The organism is Frankia sp. Cppng1_Ct_nod (genome assembly GCF_920656135.1).
Taxonomy (GTDB): Bacteria; Actinomycetota; Actinomycetes; order Frankiales; family Frankiaceae; genus Protofrankia; species Protofrankia meridionalis.
Genome location: NZ_CAKKTK010000002.1, coordinates 126237 through 142626, shown reverse-complemented (window position 1 = coordinate 142626; position 16390 = coordinate 126237). Strand labels below are relative to the sequence as shown.

General features: G+C 69.6%; 17 protein-coding genes. 11 read left to right on the top strand and 6 right to left on the bottom strand.

Features of this window, described 5'->3' with window-relative positions; genetic code table 11:
* Positions 1 to 42 precede the first annotated feature (42 nt).
* Positions 43 to 918, top strand: a complete 876-nt coding sequence (gene cas6, locus NBW77_RS01450) for a CRISPR system precrRNA processing endoribonuclease RAMP protein Cas6 (RefSeq protein WP_131745797.1) — start codon at positions 43 to 45, stop codon at positions 916 to 918.
* Here the strand turns inward: cas6 and NBW77_RS01445 are convergent.
* Positions 862 to 2559 carry an adenine deaminase C-terminal domain-containing protein gene (locus NBW77_RS01445; protein WP_250279173.1) on the bottom strand — a complete coding sequence of 566 codons (1698 nt, stop codon included), beginning with the start codon at positions 2557 to 2559 and terminating at the stop codon, positions 862 to 864. The genes cas6 and NBW77_RS01445 overlap by 57 nt on opposite strands.
* Before the next feature lie 245 nt (positions 2560 to 2804).
* On the opposite strand from NBW77_RS01445, the gene NBW77_RS01440 reads away from it, so the two are divergent.
* Genes NBW77_RS01440 through NBW77_RS01425 form a run of 4 tightly spaced genes read left to right on the top strand, consistent with a single transcriptional unit; the run spans position 2805 to position 5307 of the window.
* Positions 2805 to 3107, top strand: a complete 303-nt coding sequence (locus tag NBW77_RS01440; RefSeq protein ID WP_131745796.1) for an urease subunit gamma — start codon at positions 2805 to 2807, stop codon at positions 3105 to 3107.
* 6 nt (positions 3108 to 3113) lie between these two features.
* Positions 3114 to 3278 (top strand): hypothetical protein, encoded by a 165-nt coding sequence (locus tag NBW77_RS01435; RefSeq protein ID WP_250279172.1) that lies wholly within the window; start codon positions 3114 to 3116, stop codon positions 3276 to 3278.
* Complete coding sequence (locus NBW77_RS01430; protein WP_131745818.1) at positions 3212 to 3580, top strand: urease subunit beta; 369 nt, start codon at positions 3212 to 3214, stop codon at positions 3578 to 3580. Before NBW77_RS01435 ends, NBW77_RS01430 begins: the two co-directional genes overlap by 67 nt.
* The gene (locus NBW77_RS01425) at positions 3577 to 5307 is read left to right on the top strand and encodes an urease subunit alpha (protein ID WP_250279170.1); all 1731 of its coding nucleotides are present in this window, start codon (positions 3577 to 3579) and stop codon (positions 5305 to 5307) included. Before NBW77_RS01430 ends, NBW77_RS01425 begins: the two co-directional genes overlap by 4 nt.
* Positions 5308 to 5370: 63 nt before the next feature.
* Here the strand turns inward: NBW77_RS01425 and NBW77_RS01420 are convergent, their stop codons facing one another.
* Complete coding sequence (locus tag NBW77_RS01420) at positions 5371 to 5853, bottom strand: PIN domain-containing protein (protein WP_250279169.1); 483 nt, start codon at positions 5851 to 5853, stop codon at positions 5371 to 5373.
* Complete coding sequence (locus tag NBW77_RS01415) at positions 5850 to 6158, bottom strand: type II toxin-antitoxin system CcdA family antitoxin (protein ID WP_131745795.1); 309 nt, start codon at positions 6156 to 6158, stop codon at positions 5850 to 5852. Before NBW77_RS01415 ends, NBW77_RS01420 begins: the two co-directional genes overlap by 4 nt.
* 123 nt (positions 6159 to 6281) lie before the next feature.
* On the opposite strand from NBW77_RS01415, the gene NBW77_RS01410 reads away from it, so the two are divergent.
* From NBW77_RS01410 to NBW77_RS01400, 3 genes are all read left to right on the top strand, one after another.
* Positions 6282 to 6965, top strand: coding sequence for an urease accessory protein UreF (locus NBW77_RS01410; protein ID WP_250279168.1), 684 nt, complete (start codon positions 6282 to 6284; stop codon positions 6963 to 6965).
* A 69-nt stretch (positions 6966 to 7034) separates the two neighbouring features.
* Positions 7035 to 7832 carry an urease accessory protein UreG gene (ureG, locus tag NBW77_RS01405; protein WP_131745794.1) on the top strand — a complete coding sequence of 266 codons (798 nt, stop codon included), beginning with the start codon at positions 7035 to 7037 and terminating at the stop codon, positions 7830 to 7832.
* 38 nt (positions 7833 to 7870) lie between these two features.
* Positions 7871 to 8761 carry an urease accessory protein UreD gene (locus NBW77_RS01400; protein ID WP_131745793.1) on the top strand — a complete coding sequence of 297 codons (891 nt, stop codon included), beginning with the start codon at positions 7871 to 7873 and terminating at the stop codon, positions 8759 to 8761.
* Positions 8762 to 8860: 99 nt separating this feature from the next.
* On the opposite strand, the gene NBW77_RS01395 is transcribed toward NBW77_RS01400, so the two are convergent.
* Both NBW77_RS01395 and NBW77_RS01390 read right to left on the bottom strand, forming a co-directional pair.
* The gene (locus NBW77_RS01395; protein ID WP_131745792.1) at positions 8861 to 10243 is read right to left on the bottom strand and encodes a ferredoxin reductase family protein; all 1383 of its coding nucleotides are present in this window, start codon (positions 10241 to 10243) and stop codon (positions 8861 to 8863) included.
* Positions 10244 to 10358: 115 nt separating this feature from the next.
* The gene (locus NBW77_RS01390) at positions 10359 to 10946 is read right to left on the bottom strand and encodes a PaaI family thioesterase (protein WP_250279167.1); all 588 of its coding nucleotides are present in this window, start codon (positions 10944 to 10946) and stop codon (positions 10359 to 10361) included.
* A gap of 60 nt (positions 10947 to 11006) precedes the next feature.
* Here NBW77_RS01390 and NBW77_RS01385 point away from each other — a divergent pair, with 60 nt between their 5' ends.
* A complete protein-coding gene (locus NBW77_RS01385; protein ID WP_131745791.1) occupies positions 11007 to 11477 on the top strand; it encodes a winged helix-turn-helix transcriptional regulator in 471 nt (156 codons plus the stop codon).
* 77 nt (positions 11478 to 11554) lie between these two features.
* Positions 11555 to 12172 (top strand): TetR/AcrR family transcriptional regulator, encoded by a 618-nt coding sequence (locus NBW77_RS01380; protein ID WP_131745790.1) that lies wholly within the window; start codon positions 11555 to 11557, stop codon positions 12170 to 12172.
* A gap of 162 nt (positions 12173 to 12334) precedes the next feature.
* On the opposite strand, the gene hpnH is transcribed toward NBW77_RS01380, so the two are convergent.
* The gene (hpnH, locus tag NBW77_RS01375) at positions 12335 to 13339 is read right to left on the bottom strand and encodes an adenosyl-hopene transferase HpnH (protein WP_131745789.1); all 1005 of its coding nucleotides are present in this window, start codon (positions 13337 to 13339) and stop codon (positions 12335 to 12337) included.
* A 759-nt stretch (positions 13340 to 14098) separates the two neighbouring features.
* Here hpnH and NBW77_RS01370 point away from each other — a divergent pair.
* Positions 14099 to 16390, top strand: coding sequence for a protein kinase domain-containing protein (locus NBW77_RS01370; RefSeq protein WP_250279166.1), 2292 nt, complete (start codon positions 14099 to 14101; stop codon positions 16388 to 16390).

Genomic DNA, 16390 nt, shown 5'->3' with positions numbered 1-16390 from the left:
CGCCGGGACCGCGCCCGCGAAACCGATGACAGGGAGATCGTAATGCCGGCACGGATCGTCGTCGGACTGAAGCCGGAGTCGGCTGGATCGCTGCCGCCGCCGCAGACCGGCCCGGCGGTGAGCGCGGCCGTCCTCGCGTCGCTGCGCGACGGCGGGTATACAGAACTGGCCACCGCCATGCACGACGCCCATCCCCCCAAGGCGTACGCGGTGACCCCGCTCCTCGACGAGGCGCACCGAGCGCCTGGCCGGGCATCGGAGCAGGTCCGCTTCGAGGTCGGGGTCCTGCGTGACGAGCTCATGGCTCCGGTGCTGGCCGCGCTGACGGCCCGATCACGCTGGGAGTTCGGCCGCACCGGCTACGTCACCGACACCGTCTTCATGGGCGCAGCCGAGCCCTACCCCGAACTGCTGGCCGCCGCCCGGCCTGCGACCACATGGGCGTTCCATCTGCTCACCCCGGTCGCCTTCATCACCGGCGGCCTGCAGGGAGCACGTCGACAACAGCCGTTACCTGATCCGGAACGGCTCTTCGGTGCGCTCCTGTCCCGGTGGAGGGCCCATACCGGGGACCTCTCGCCGCTGCCGGACGGAACGCCTGAGGCGATCGAGGGCCATCTGGAGATCACCGATTTCGAGTTGCGGGCCACCGAGCACCTGATCAAAGCGGGAGTCGGGCCGTTGCGGGGCGCGGTCGGCACCGTCCGCTACACCCTGGTGCAGGCGTCCGCAGTGCCGGCACCGGCCCGGTGCGGGCTCGACGCCCTCGCTCGTTTCGCGCTGTACGCGGGGGTCGGTAACCGTACCAACGTCGGAATGGGCTATGTCCTGCCCGACCTGTCCCGCGTCCGGCCGGGAACGTCAGGAAGGCCGGGGGCACAGCCGCAGACCCAGCGGCGCGAGCGCCAGGAACGGTGAGGGCAACCGGCAACCGAGTGACGCCGCCGCGGAATCGACACCGGCCAGTTGGTCGCGGACGGCCTCCCATGGCGCGTCGCTCATCACTCCGGCTACCGGTAGCGGGCAGGCCGCGAGCACCCATCCGCGATCGACCACGACGAAACCGCCGCCCATTCCCTCCAGCGCCCGCGCCGCCGTCATCATGTCGTGATCGCCAGCGCCGATAATGGCCAGATCGCCGGGTGCGACGCTCGTGGTCATCGCGATCGCACCCTGGCGTAGACCGACCCCGCGGATGAAGCCCACCCGTGTTCCGGCGGCCCGGTCCGGCCGCTCCACCCGGCCTGTCCCCCGGAGGAGGAGGGCGATCTTCAACAGGTCGTGCTCGGGGTCGGCCACGGCGTGAGCGGTACCACTGATGATCACTGGTTGCACCGGAACGGTCTCGATATGGGGTGTCCCGGTCGCGGAGACTCCTATCCGTGTACCGCTGCCCGTCCCCGCCGACAGCGCGGGCACGGCGAACGAGCCACTGTGTAGCCCGAGGGGCAACGCCACCCGGTCACGGCTCCAGTCGGGGACACCGTCGAGGTTGTCGAACAACGGACGGCCCCGGTCGGCGGCCATCCGCCCGTTCACGAGAACGACCTCGGGCGCAGCCGACCCTGCAATATCGCTGACGATCTGGATGTCGGCAAGGCGTGCGGGTGCGAGGGATCCGAGCAGGTGGTCCAGGCCGTACCGCCGGGCCGGATCGAGGGTTGCCATCCGGACCGCGATCATCGGATCCATGCCGGCATCGACCGCACGGCGGACATCCCGGTCGAGATGACCGTTCACGGTCAGGTCGACGACCGTTCGCCCGCCGGACGCCTCCATCAGCGCATCCCAGGCCTCGTCGGCCTCGGTGCGCTCCACCGGCGGATGCACGGCCCTGGGGGGCTCAGGTAAGGGGACGGCCTGGCGCGGCACTCTCCTCGCCGGGTCCGGGAACGCCGCGTCGGGCGGCACCCCGGGCACCCCGGGCACCCCGGGCACCCCGGCGAGTAGTCGGACGGGCGTCCCGGTGGCTGTGACGAGCTGCCCGCCACGCGCGCCGCACAACGCAACCAGCTGACTTGGGTCCGCCAGCAGTGTGGCCGTCCCGCGGGGCACGACAAGGCGGGCAAGCTCTCCGGGCGTCAGCAACGTCCGCTCCACCCGGATGAACCCGTCGACGTAGGCCGGTAGGAGAAAGCGGCCGGACGCGTCCAGAGCACGACGGCCGGCGAGCGCCCCGGGCCGGGTCACCGCGGCGATGAACCTCCCGACGATGAGCAGGTCCCGGCGCAGCAGGTCGCCGGTGTGCACGATGACCACCGTGCCGCCGCGGACGACCAGGTCCGCCTCCTCCTGGCCGCATGCGACCCGCCGGAGCCGCTCCAGCTCCGCTGGTGTCGGGGACAGGTGGGCGGCGGAAACCGCTCCGAACCGCGCGATCCGGGCGGACGTCGCCATGTCGGACGAAGCCATGTCGTGCGTCCCACCGGCCCGTGCCGCCCGCACCGTCGGCGTAGCGCCGGATGGCGAATCGTCATTCACCGAAAATGCGGCCGCAGGCAGGCCGGTGACAGGTCCGCGCGCGAGACGCACGCGCCTGCGGTCACGCTCGGTAGTCATAGGGCCTCCGGAGACACCGTTTTCGTGAGCATGGCTTATGACGCGACGCAACGAACTCGCTCGGCGATGTGATGTAGGTTACGCCTCGACGTAGGCCCGCGACCCGGGGTCGGGGCCCTCCATGGCATAACGGCATAACTGTGCCGCCCCGGATGCCGACCCGACCCGGGAACCGGCGGGTTGTAACCGGCCCGTCATCGGATACCTCTAAGCTTCGCCAGCGTGCTACTGAAAGCGTCGCGACTGTGTTACTGAGCCCGCATGAACAGGAACGGCTGCTGATCCACGTGGCGGCCGGACTCGCCCGCGAACGGCGGGCCCGCGGCCTGCGGCTCAACCACCCCGAGGCGACCGCCATGATCACTTCGTTCCTTCTGGAGGGCGCGCGGGACGGCCGCAGCGTCGCCGACCTGATGGCGGCCGGCCGGACCGTGCTGACCCGCGAGGACGTGATGGACGGTGTCCCGGAAATGCTCGGTGAGGTCCAGGTCGAGGCGACCTTCCCGGACGGCACCAAACTGGTGACCGTCCACCAGCCCATCCCGTGAGCGGCGTTGGCGTTGGCGTTGGCGTTGGCGTTGGCGTTGGCGTTGGCGTTGGCGTTGGCGTTGGCGTTGGCGTTGGCGTTGGCGTTGGCGTTGGCGTTGGAGGGATCAGACCGGGCGAGGTCCTGCACGACGACGACCCCGTCGAGATCAATCCCGGGCGACGGGTGCTGACACTGCGCGTTCGCAACATTGCCGACCGTCCGGTGCAGGTCGGGTCGCATTACCATTTCGCCGCGGCCAACCCGGCGTTGGAGTTCGACCGGGACGTCTCCTGGGGATACCGGCTGGCCGTTCCCGCGGGCACCGCCGTCCGGTTCGAACCCGGGGTCGAACGCGAGGTCGACCTGGTGCCCCTGGCCGGCCGGCGGGTCGTGCCAGGCCTGCGCGCCGAGTGGGCCGGCCCCTTGGACGGCCCCCCGAAGAGCCCCTCGGACGGCCCCTCGGACGGCCCCTCGGACGGAGCGCGCCTGTGACGCAGTACCTGGACCGCGCCCGCTACACCGCCCTGTACGGTCCGACGGTCGGTGACCGCATCCGCCTCGCCGACACCAACCTGTTCATCGAGGTGACCGAGGACCGCAGCCGCGGGCCGGCCGGTGCCGGCACCGGGGACGAGGCGGTGTTCGGCGGCGGCAAGGTGATCCGGGAGTCCATGGGACAGGCCCGGGCGTCCCGCGCCGAAGGCACCCCCGACCTGGTCATCACCGGGGCGGTCGTCCTCGACCACTGGGGGGTGGTCAAGGCCGACGTCGGGATCCGCGACGGCCGGATCGTCGCGCTGGGCAAGGCGGGCAACCCCGACACCATGGACGGCGTCCACCCCGACCTGGTCATCGGGCCGGGCACGGAGATCCTCGCCGGCAACGGGAAGATCCTCACAGCGGGCGCGGTGGACTGCCACGTCCATCTGATCTGCCCGCAGCAGGTCCCCGAGGCCCTCGGCGCCGGCATCACCACGCTGATCGGCGGCGGGACCGGGCCGGCCGAGGGCACCAAGGCCACGACCGTCACCCCCGGACCGTGGAACCTCGCCCGGATGCTGTCCGCGATGGACACGCTGCCGGTGAACGTCGTCCTGCTCGGCAAGGGCAACACCGTTGGCGAGGACGCCCTGTGGGAACAGCTGCGCGCCGGTGCCGCCGGGTTCAAACTGCACGAGGACTGGGGTTCGACCCCGGCCTCGATCGACGCGTGCCTGCGGGTCGCCGACGCATCCGGGGTGCAGGTGGCACTGCACTCCGACACCCTCAACGAAGCCGGTTTCGTCGAGGACACCCTGGCCGCGATCGCCGGCCGGGGCATCCACGCCTACCACACCGAGGGTGCCGGCGGCGGGCACGCACCGGACATCATCACGGTGGCCGCGGCACCGAACGTCCTGCCGAGCTCGACGAACCCGACCCGGCCGCACACGGTCAACACCCTCGACGAGCACCTCGACATGCTCATGGTCTGCCACCATCTGAACCCGACCGTGCCCGAGGATCTCGCGTTCGCCGAAAGCCGCATCCGGCCGTCCACCATCGCCGCCGAGGACGTCCTGCACGATCTCGGCGCCATCTCGATGATCGGTTCGGACTCGCAGGCGATGGGACGCATCGGTGAGGTGGTGCTGCGCACCTGGCAGACCGCCCATGTGATGAAGGCCAGGCGCGGCGCGCTGCCCGGCGACGGCCGCGCCGACAACGCCCGGGCCCGCCGTTACGTCGCCAAGTACACGATCTGCCCGGCCGTCGCGCACGGCCTCGACACCGAGATCGGCTCGGTGGAGCCGGGAAAGCTCGCCGACCTCGTCCTCTATGACCCGGCGTTCTTCGGTGTCCGGCCGGCCGTCGTCCTCAAGGGCGGGTTCGTGGCGTGGGCGGCGATGGGCGACGCGAACGCGTCCATCCCGACCCCGCAGCCGGTGCTACCGCGTCCGATGTGGGGGGCGGCGCCGGGCCCGGCGGCGGCGGCGTCGCTGTCGTTCGTCGCCCCGGCGGCGATCGAGGATGATCTTCCGGGCCGGCTCGGCCTGGCCAAGCCGATGGTGGCGGTCGCCGATGTGCGGCGCCGCGGCAAGGCCGATCTGCCCGGGAACACCGCGACCCCGGACATCCGGGTCGACCCGGAGACGTTCACCGTCACCATCGACGGCGACGCCGTCGAGGCCGCGCCCGTGGCCGAACTCCCCATGGCCCAGCGCTACTTCTTGTTCTGATCCGGATTCTGATTCTGATTCTGATTCTGATTCTGAATTCTTTTCTGACGTCTCCCGTGCCCGTCAGGACGGGCCGTGCTCCTGGCCGACGCCCCGACGGCGCCTGCGTCGTGACGAGCCGTCCGCTCCGGACAGCGGCTCGACGACGACCGTGCGGTAAGGGCCGGCCAGACGAGCCAGATCGTCGGGGTCACCGGTCAGGACCACCCCGCCGCCCGCTTCAACCGCGACGGCAACGGCATGTGCGTCCGCCAGGTAGTCCGATCCGAGATCGGTTTCGGCGAGCAGCGCTCCGACCAGGCGTGCCAGGTCACGATCGGTGTTACGCATGAACAGTCCGTCCGGGGCCTCCCTGGCGAGCATCGCGTCCAGCGCCCGGCTGCGACCAGCACCGCGGTACAACTCGGCGAGGGTCACCGTAGCGACCGCTACGTCCCGCCGCAGCCTGTGCGCGGCCTCCATGGCACGGCGTACCGTGCGCTCTGCGGGATGATCGGATTGCACCAGCGCATTGACGGCCTCCGCATCCAGGACGACTCGCGTCACAGTTGTGTTCCGGGGCCGTGTGCAGAGTGATCCGCGGTGACCGGGGCGGCACCGTCGGTCGTGCCGCCCAGCAGACGCATGAATCTCATGATTTCTTCGGCATCTTCGGCGGTGTCGAGCGGCCCCCGTTCAGCAGCGAGCCTGTCGAGCATGTCGCCGAGCGCCCGGTGCCGTCGCCGTCGCGCAAGTTCGTCCCGAAGAGCCATGTTGACCTGGGCGGACAGGTTCTCGCCATCCGCTTCGGCCGCCGCGACGAGGTCGGCGTCGAGGGTCACCGAGACCTTGCGCTTCGCAGGAATGGTCATACCAGAATGCTACTACTATCGCACCTTCCGCTCGTCCGCATCCGCTGCGGTGTCCCTCGCCGGCCGGTGTCCCTCGCCGGCCACGGCCTCTCCTACACTCCCGGCTGGGAGGTGGCGACCCGGATGACATCAGGACCGTCCTCGGCGGCGTTGCTGCTGCTGGCGGACGGGCGGCTACCGGCCGGCGGGCACGCGCACTCCGGCGGTGTCGAGGCGGCGGTCGTCGACGGCGGCATCCGGGACATCGGAGATCTTGAGGAGTTCCTGCGCGGACGGCTGGCCACCTCCGGCCTGGTCACCGCCGCTTTCGCCGCGGCCACCCGCCGGTCGTGCCCGGCGAACGGGCCTGTCCCGGACGGGATCATCACCGAGCTCGACATCGAACTGGATGCGCGGACCCCCTCCCCGGCGCAGCGGGCCGCAAGCCGTGCCCAGGGCCGGGCATTGCTACGCGCAGGCCGGGCCGCCTGGCCGGGCCTGTCCTGCCCGCTCTCCGCTCCCCATCAGCCGGTGACGTTCGGGATCGTGGCCGCGGCCGCCGGTCTCTCCCCCGCGGACGCGGCGCTGGCGGTGGTGTACGGCGCGGTCAGCGGCCCCGCCTCCGCGGCTGTCCGCCTGCTCGGCCTGAACCCCCTCGCGGTCACGGCCCTACTCGCGCGGCTGTCGCCCGATGTCGAGGCGACCGCGGACGCGGCGACAGTCTTGTCGGAGCGCCCGCCCGCGGACCTGCCGGCGCTCACCGGACCACGCCTGGACCTGCTCGCCGAGCGCCACCGCGCCGCCGAAATCCGCATGTTCGCGTCATGACCGGTCGGCGCTGTCTGAACCATTCCGGGCCGGGGTGCGGATGGGACGGAAGTCCGGGAAGGTGTAGCGATGCACCGCGAGCATGACCTTCAGACGTTCCCGGCCGGGGGTGGCGGTCCGGCCCAGGCGGCCACCGCAGGGCAGACGCCAGGGCAGACGCCAGGGCCGACGCCACGGCCGGCGAAAGCACCAACGACAACGGCAGCGGCAGTGACCCCGCACCCGCTCCCGACCGGCCGCGCCGTCCGGATCGGGATCGGCGGGCCGGTGGGCAGCGGGAAGACAGCGCTGGTCGCGGCACTGTGCCGGATCCTTGCCGGCACGCTGCGACTCGCGGTGGTGACCAACGACATCTACACCACCGAGGACGCCGACTTCCTGCGCGCGGCCGGCGTGCTCGACCCGGCGCGCATCCGCGCGGTCGAGACGGGATGCTGCCCGCACACCGCCATCCGGGACGACATAACCGCGAACCTGGACGCCGTCGAGGACCTGGAATCGGAATTCGGGCCGCTCGATCTGGTTCTCGTCGAAAGCGGCGGCGACAACCTGACCGCTACCTTCAGCTACGGCCTTGTCGACCGGCAGGTATTCGTCATCGACGTGGCCGGCGGCGACAAGGTTCCCCGCAAGGGCGGCCCCGGAGTAACGGGCAGCGACCTGCTTGTCATCAACAAGACCGACCTGGCCGGGCTGGTCGGCGCGGATCTCGCCGTCATGGCCCGGGACGCCGAGCGGGTCCGGCGCGGACGTCCGGTGCTGTTCACCTCGCTCGCCGCCGAATCGGGAGCGGCCGAGGTGGCCCGCTGGGTCCTTGCGCAACGTCCGGACCTCAGCCAGGCCCCTGCTTCGAGCCGGCCCGCCTGACCAGCGTGGCGGCGGATACCGGGACCCACCGCGCGGGTATGGACCGGCCACGCGAACGCACCGGCCGGACGTCGATCAGTGCGCACGCGGCTGTGCGGGTCGAGCCCGGCCCCGGTGGCGGGGTCCGGGTGAGTGAGCTGCGGTCCGAGGTCCCGCTGGTGCTGCGCCGCACCGGCATCCAGGCCGGATCAGCCACAGGTGCCGGCGCCGACCATCCAAGGCTACCAACCGTAACCGTGTATCTGGTGAACGCGGCGGCCGGGCCGCTTGCCGGTGACCGGCTGCGGCTCGACATCAGCGTCGGAGCCGGGGTCCGGCTGGTGCTGCGGTCGGTGGCGGCGACGGTGGCGCTGCCCGGGCACGGTGACGGACCCTCCCTGTTCGATGTGCACGCGACCGTCGCGTCCGGTGGCGTGTGTGAGTACCTGCCCGAGCCGACCGTGGCCGCCCGTGGCTGCCACCACCTCATGCAGGCGACCGTCAGGCTGGCCGCCACCGCCCGTCTGGTTTGGCGGGAGGAGATCGTCCTCGGGCGCTTCGGTGAAGCAGCCGGCTCGGTCTCGTCCGCCCTGCGCGTGGACGTCGATACCGCCGGCGACCCCGGGACCAGGACCAGGACCAGGACCAGCACCAGGACCGGCAGCAACACCGCGAGGATGACGCGACCGCTGGTGCGTCAGGATCTGCGCCTCGGGCCGGATGCGCCGGGGCTCGACGGGCCGGCGGTTCTCGGCGGGGCCCGTGCCATCGGTTCGCTGCTGGTCGCCGGACCCGGACCGGACGGGCTCGCCGTAAGCCCGGCCGTCACTGACGTCTTCGCCGTGCTCCCCCTTGCCGGGCCGGGCGTCCTCGTCAGCGCCCTGGCACCCGACACCGTCACCCTCCGGCGGGCACTGGACGCCGGGCGGGCCGCGGTCCCCGACCCGTGAACAACCACCCGTGAACGACCACCCGTGAACGACCACCCGTGGCCTCGCCCCGACCGGCGCCACCGTCAGAACGACAGAGCGATCAGAACGACAGAGCGATCAGAACGACAGGGTCTCGGTATGGATGTGGCGATGGTCGACACCCGCCGTGCGCAGCGACGTGACGGCGGTCGTCACCATCCCCGTGGGGCCACACACGTACACGTCATGCCACCGCAGCGCCGGGACCAGGTCGGTCAGCCGCTCCGGAGCCAGCGGCTCAGGTCGGCCCTCCCCGCCGGGCGGCCCGGCAAGGTAGTGGACGCCGATGCCGCAGCGCCGGGCCAGGTCATCGATCTCATCCCGAAAGATGACGTCCTCGCTGCACTCGACCCGGTAGATCAGGGTCAGCTCGCCCGGATCGGCGGTGAGCCCTTCCAGCAGGGCCCGTAGCGGCGCGATTCCCAATCCACCCGCCAGCAGCAGCACCCGCTGCCTGCGTCGACGGCATTCGGTGAGCGCGCCGTACGGGCCTTCGATGGCAATGCGTGTCCCGACCCGCACCCGCCCGAGGGCCCGGCTGTGGTTACCGACCGCCTTGACCGTGAAGCGCAGCCCGTCCGGCCCGGGCGGCGCGGACAGCGAGTAGGGATGGGCGGTGAACCAGCTCCACCGGGTGAGGATCCGCCACCGTAGGTACTGACCGGGACGTGCCTGCAGCTGCTCGATCCGGCGTCCGCGCACCCACACGGACACGACGTCTGGAGCCTCCCTGATGACGGCTGTCACCCGCAGCCGGTGCCGCAGCGATGCGCGCACCGGTGCGACAACCCGGAACCACAGCACGAGGACACCGACGAGCACATGCACGCCCGTCCACAAGGCGGTACCGGCGGACCCGACCAGGTCGGCTCCGAGGAGCTGGTGGGCGAACCCGAGTCCGACCGCGGCATAGGTCGACAGGTGGAGCAGATGCCACCAGCCGTAGGCGATCCTCGCGCGGACACTCCGGGCGGATGTGGCTGCGGCCATGACGAGCAGAGCGAGCCCGGCCGCGGCAGCCATGACGTGCGGAAAGTGCAGGACCATGCCGATCGCGGCGCCGACGAACGGCGACTGCGTCCGTGCCGCCTCGACCGCGACGGCGAGACAGGCATGCAGGACGATCAGGGTGAGCAGCAGCCGCCCGTTACGCGCGTGCCAGCGCCGGAGCACGATCACCGAGACGTCGCGCTCCAGCCATGGCAGGCGCGCGACAAGCAGCATCTCCACCAGGAGCAGGTAGCTGCCGAGCAACCCGCACAGGCGCGCCCCGGCTCCGAGCCAGCCGGCCCTGTCGCTCGGCGGATTGTTGACGATCTCACTGATGCACCAGATCACCAGGCCGGAGCAGCCGTAGGCGACAACGACAGGCAGGACGACCGGTAGGCGTTCGTGGAGCGAGGGGGATGCGGGAGACCTCCGGGCCTTCGTGGGGTACGACCCGGCGGCTTCCTGTGTCACCCGCGCTCCCGACTCCGGACTCACCCGCCGGATACCGCGAACCCAACCGGAGGATCACGGCCGAGATGGGCCGTACCCGATCTACGGCCCGGTCGGACCCAGGACCGGCTCGAACCTACGACGTCAGGACATCTCGCACGACACCGGCCGACGGGTGTTCTTCGCCGTCGAGCGGGAAGACGAGGCAGGTACTGCTCGCGGTCGCGACGATCCGGCCGTCGACATCACGGACGTCCCCTTCGGCGAAGACGATGCGGCGGCCGGGCCGGACAACCCAGCCGTGTGCGGTCAGTTCACTCGGCCGGCCGTCGATCACGCGAACCGGGCGAAGATAGTTGACTTTGATCTCGATGGACGTGTACCCGAAGCCGGCCGGAAGCGCCGTATGCACCGAGCAGCCGGTGACCGTGTCCAGGAGTGTGCAGACGAGACCGCCGTGGACGACGCCGATCGGATTGTAGGCGGACTCGTCCGGGGCGCAGCCGAAGACCACGTCCCCGTCGCCGACATGGCCGATCCGGAAGTCGAAGTGGGCGGCGATCGGTGGGGGTGGCACAGCCCCGTCCCGCATCGCCAGCAGGAAATCACGACCCGTCATGGTCTTCCCCACGGCCGCGATGGCCATCGGGTCGTGCCAGACGAGGGTCTTGCTGCGCGGCTCGCCCCAGGTGACATCCGGTGGGCGTGGCTCGGTTGTCGTCATGGTCCGACAGTCTAACCCGCTAAGTTCGGAAAACGAATCCAGATATGGCATAGTGGATGCATGGACTCCCCCCGGGTATGCTCGATCGCGCGCACACTCGGGGTGGTCGGCGAACGTTGGTCACTACTGGTCATCCGCGAGGTCGCCCTCGGTGTCCAGCGATTCGAGGCGATCCGGATCGCGACCGGTGCCCCCCGGGCCGTCCTTGCCGAGCGGCTGCGCACCCTGGTGGACGCGGGTGTTCTCGAACGTCGGGCCTACCGGGAGAACGGCGCCCGCTCCCGGTACGAGTACCGTCTCACCCAAGCTGGCCGCGAACTCCAGCCGGTGCTGACCGCGCTACGACAGTGGGGTGACCGTCATCTCGCCGGCCCGGACGGTCCGCCGGCGCCCATCGTCCACGCCGACTGCGGGGCGATCGTGCGCGCTCGGCACATGTGCGAACGCGGACACGTTCTTGATGACACCGGTCGCGGTCTCACCGCATTACCCGACCTTGACCCCGGTACACGATCGGAGATATGCCACTAACGCCATCCAAGCACCGTGACGGACATTCCCACCGCCGAAGTGGCCCATCGGAAGATAGCGTGCAACATAATCAGCGAATGAGCAGGATGCGCGTTGGCGAGCCCCCGGCCGCCACCCGACAGGTTCTCCTTGCCGCTGCGCGGCAACGTTTCGGGACCCAGGGGTACGCGGCCACGGGCACCGAGGAGATCGTGGCGGACGCGCAGGTGACCCGGGGCGCTCTTTATCATCACTTTCGCGACAAGGCCGACCTGTTCAGCGCCGTGATGGAGCAGGTCGCGCTTGAGGTCGCCGAGCAGCTTGTCACAAAGGAACTTCAGCGCGCGACAGACGCGGCGACCACCGACGCCTGGGAGCAGCTACGCACCGGCTTCCAGTCGTTCCTCGACATCTGCACCGACAGCGACTTCCAGCGCATCGTCCTGGTCGACGGCCCTGCTGTGCTCGGCCACGACGCCTGGGACATCCTGGTCGAGCGTCACGGGTACCGGCTGCTCGCCGAATGGCTGAGCAGGGCCGTCGAGGAAGGGCGGATCGACCCGTTGCCGATCGCACCCCTCACCCGTGTGCTCGCAGCCGTCCTGTCCGAGGCGAGCCTGCTGATCGGTCGGGCCAGTGAACCGGCGCGGGCCCGCCGCGAGGCCGGGGAGGTTCTCGACCGACTTCTGACCGGTCTTGAAGCGGGACACCAGTAGGACCCCGAGGCCTTGAAACGAGCGAGAAGAACCGTGATCACTCACTCTTCGACCAACTCGGAAAGCCGGCCACCGTGACGGTGGCCGGCTTTCCGCCGGGGTTTGAGGCGCGCGGCGTCCGCCACTCAGACGCCACACGTGTGATCAGACTTTATACGGGGATCACAGACTGCGCATCGCGCGCAGCGACTCCTTCAGCGAGGACGTGGTGGCGAGAACCGCGGAGGTCTCATAGCCGCAGTGCGCCATGCAGTTCGCGCAGCGCGGGTCCTTACCCCGGCCGTAGGCGTCCCAGTCGGTGGTCTCGACCAGCTCCTTGTAGGACGAGACATAGCCGTCACTCATCAGGTAGCAGGGCTTCTGCCAGCCGAACAGCGAGTAGCTCGGGATACCCCAGGCGGTGCAGGAAAGATCGCGCTTGCCCTCCAGGAAGTCGAGGAACACCGGCGAGTGGTTGAGGCGCCACTTCGCACGACGACCGTCCCCGAAGACCTTGGAGAACATCTCACGGGTCTGCGAGACGCCGAGGAAGTGCTCCTGATCGGGCGCCTTCTCATAGGCGTACGCGGGCGAGAGCTGGATCTGGTCCACCCCGACCTCGTCGTTGAGGTAGGACAGCACGTCGATCACGTCCTGCGGGCTGTCGTTGTTGAAGAAGGTCGAGTTGGTGCCCACCCGGAAGCCGGCGGCCTTGGCCGCGGCGATCGCCTCGATCGCCTCGTCGAAGGTGCCCGCCTTCTCCACGACCGCGTCGTGGCGCTCACGCAGGCCGTCGATGTGGACGATGAAGGTAAAGTACGGCGACGGTGTGAACTTCGCCATCTTCTTGCGGAGCAACAGCCCGTTGGTGCACAACAGAACAAACTTCTTGCGTGCGATGAGCTGACGGACGATCTCGTCGAGCTGCGGGTGCATCAGCGGTTCGCCACCGGCGATCGCGACCACCGGCGCGCCGCACTCCTCGACCGCAGCCATGGCGTCCTCGACGCTCATCCGCTGCTTGAGCACGGATGCCGGGTGCTGGATCTTGCCACAGCCGGTGCATGACAGATTGCAGGCAAACAGGGGCTCGAGCTCGAGAACGAGCGGGAAGTGCTTACGACGCAGCACCTTCTGCTTGGCCAGGTACATCCCGATCCGCAACGAGTACCGCCACTCCACCGCCACGGCAATACCGCCCTTCGGCGTCGACGTCGTGCGGCCGGCCGGCCGCTCCAATCCAAGAACATACAGGGTGTACGTACAGCTTGTATGTTCATCGAGAAGGTCGGATCGGCCACTATCACACCTGGCGTCCCGTTTCCGACCGACCGCACGCGGCGCCTGTCGCCGCAGGTCAACGGCTATAGTCGGACTTTTTGATCAAAGATTGGGACGGATCGGTGTCGGGTACCCGACACCACCCCAACCATGATTAAGACAAGGCGGACGGGCTTGCCCGGCGGGCACACGTGCCCGCCGGGCGACGGCCGACCAGACCCCGCAAACCCGGCCCGGCGACCCAGGCCGTGGAAGGCAACGCGACCGGTACCGACGGCGACCGCGACAGCATACCGGTGATCGATATCACCCAGGGTCACCAAAATCACGGCTGACCACTTCTTCATCGATTCGGAACCCGCCGAACCCGCAGGCCCGCGCCCAAGCCCACGCGAAACGCCGAGTAATCTCAGTCACAGGACTCCCAAGGAGTGACGTACGCCATTGCCGATCGGCCCACGGTTCCTCAAATCCGCGACATCCAGCCTGTATGACCGGCCCTGTGACATTCCAGCGGACAGCTGAGCGTGGACCGGACCGGTGCGGCTGAACCCGCCCGGTCAAAGGCCGGCCGCGACAACGCCTAACATCGGCGAAAAGAAAGCTGGTCAACCGGCGCAGAGGTCACATGGGGTTGGACACGCGTTGCAGGGTGAAGGCGGGCGTATGACATCAGGCGGGCACACCGCCACGCGGATGGTCGGCGGGCGGTACCGCCTCGTCGAGCGCCTCGGCTCGGGCGGTATGGGAACGGTCTGGCGGGCATATGACACCGGTACCGGTGCCGAACGCGCCCTCAAGGAGATCCGGATCCCGGACAACATCCCGTCCCACGACCGTGAGCTGTTGGTCGAACGTGCCCACCGTGAAGCACGTAACGCCGCAAGACTCGGCATCCACCCCAACGTGGTCACCGTCTACGGCCTGGTCGAGGACCACGGCACACAGTGGATCGTCATGGACCTGGTCCCCGGACGCTCGCTGGCGGCAGTCATCGCCCAGGAGGGCGCTCTGAGTGAGCGAGAAGTCGCCCGGATCGGTATCGCCCTGCTGGACGCACTCGTACACGGTCACCGCCGCGGTGTTCTGCATCGGGACGTCAAACCCTCGAATGTCCTGATCACCGCTGACGGAACGGTCCGGCTGGTGGACTTCGGCATTGCGGCGTTCGAGACCGACAACCGGATCACCGCTGCCGGCGGGTTGGTCGGTACCCCCGCCTACATGGCACCCGAACGTATCCGCGGTGGTGACAGCGGACCCGAAAGCGATCTGTTCTCACTTGCGACCACACTGATCCACGCGGCGGAGGGCGCATCCCCGTTCGAGCGGGACACCACCTTCGCGACCATGCACGCCGTCGTCTACGAGGGGCCGAGCACGCCGGTGCGCGCCGCACGGACCCAATCGGTGCTCCAGCCGATGCTGGCCAAGAATCCGTCCGACCGGCCCAGCGCGGACAGGCTTCGCCGGCAGTTGCAGGCCGTCCTGTCCGCCCCCCTGTCCACACCGGATCCCCAGCCGGCCTCGACGGTGGCCGCCTGGCCGACCGCGAGTGCCTTCTACGAAGCGCCGACCATGCATTCCCTGACCACCATGGAACACAGACCCGACGCCTACAGCTACTTCCACGACGAGCTGGACACCGGCGAGCTGCCCGCCACGGTCGGGACAGCCAGCCGTACGACCGGTGGGAGCAGCCCGACCGGCATGCCCTCGTCCCCCGAGGAACTCAACACGGTCGGCCTGAAAGATCCCGCAACCGGGGTGCCGAAACCACGCCGGTCGCAACCACAGTCCGCTCCCGACATCGACCCGGCCACGATCGAGCAGCCGGCATGGACCGGCGCGGCCCCAAAACCGGCCCCCGGCGACCACGACGAGATGGCCGATCCCGACGACCCGCCGCGGCCGTCCCGGCGGGGTGTCCTGCTCGCCGCCGTCGCCGTGGCCGGGCTCGGAGCCGGCGGCGGGACCGCGGCCTGGGCGGCCCGCCGGATCAGACGGCCGGCGACCGCCGGAACGTCTAGAACCGGGCTGGGTCCGCTTGCGGTCCTGCTCCCGGCAACCCGCGACGTCGAGTTCGCCGGCTCCTTCATCGCCGACAACCGCGGTTACTACCGCAGGGCCGGATTCACCCGGACGGAGTTCCGCGACAGCGGGCCGGATGCCGCGACCGTGGCGGCGTTGGCCTCCGGCAAGGCGTTCGTCGGTGTTGCCAGCCCGGACACGGTGGCCCGGGAGATCTCGGGCGGTGCGCGCCTGCGGGTCATCGGCACGCAACGGCAGAAATCCCCCTGGGCGATCGTGTCACTGGCGGACCGGCCGATCCGGACACCACAGGAGATGATCGGCACAAGGATCGGGATAGCGCCGGGCAGCGTGGCCCTCTGGACGGCGTTCCTGTCGGCTGCGGGAGTCCCGGAAACGGAAGTGACAAAGGTCGTCACGGCCGACCACGCGCAGGCCGTCGCGGACCGCCGGGTCGACGGCGTGCTGTCCTCCCTGGCCGACGCCCCCGTAGTACTCGCCCGCCAGGGCTTCACCACCTCGACGTTCCTGCTCGCGGACCACAGATACCCTCTGGTTTCCGACGTGTACGTGGTTGCAGCGGAAACAATCAACACGATGAAAGGAAAGGTCAAGGCATTCCTCAGCGCTGAGATCCGCGGTTGGCGGGACAGCCTCGCCGACCCGATGCTCGGCGCGCGGCTCACCACGGACGTCTATGCGAAGTCGCGTAGTCTCGACGTCACCGAACAACTGGAACGCAACAAGGCGTTCGGCACTCTCGTCCAGACCGAGGAAACACGTCGCAACGGCCTGTTCACCATGACCGACGCGTTGATCGAGGCGAACATCCGCACGCTGTCACGTACGATCCCGATAACCGCCCGGCAGATGTTCGACCTCTCCATCCTTCGGCAGCTGTACACGGAGCGACCTGATCTGATCTGA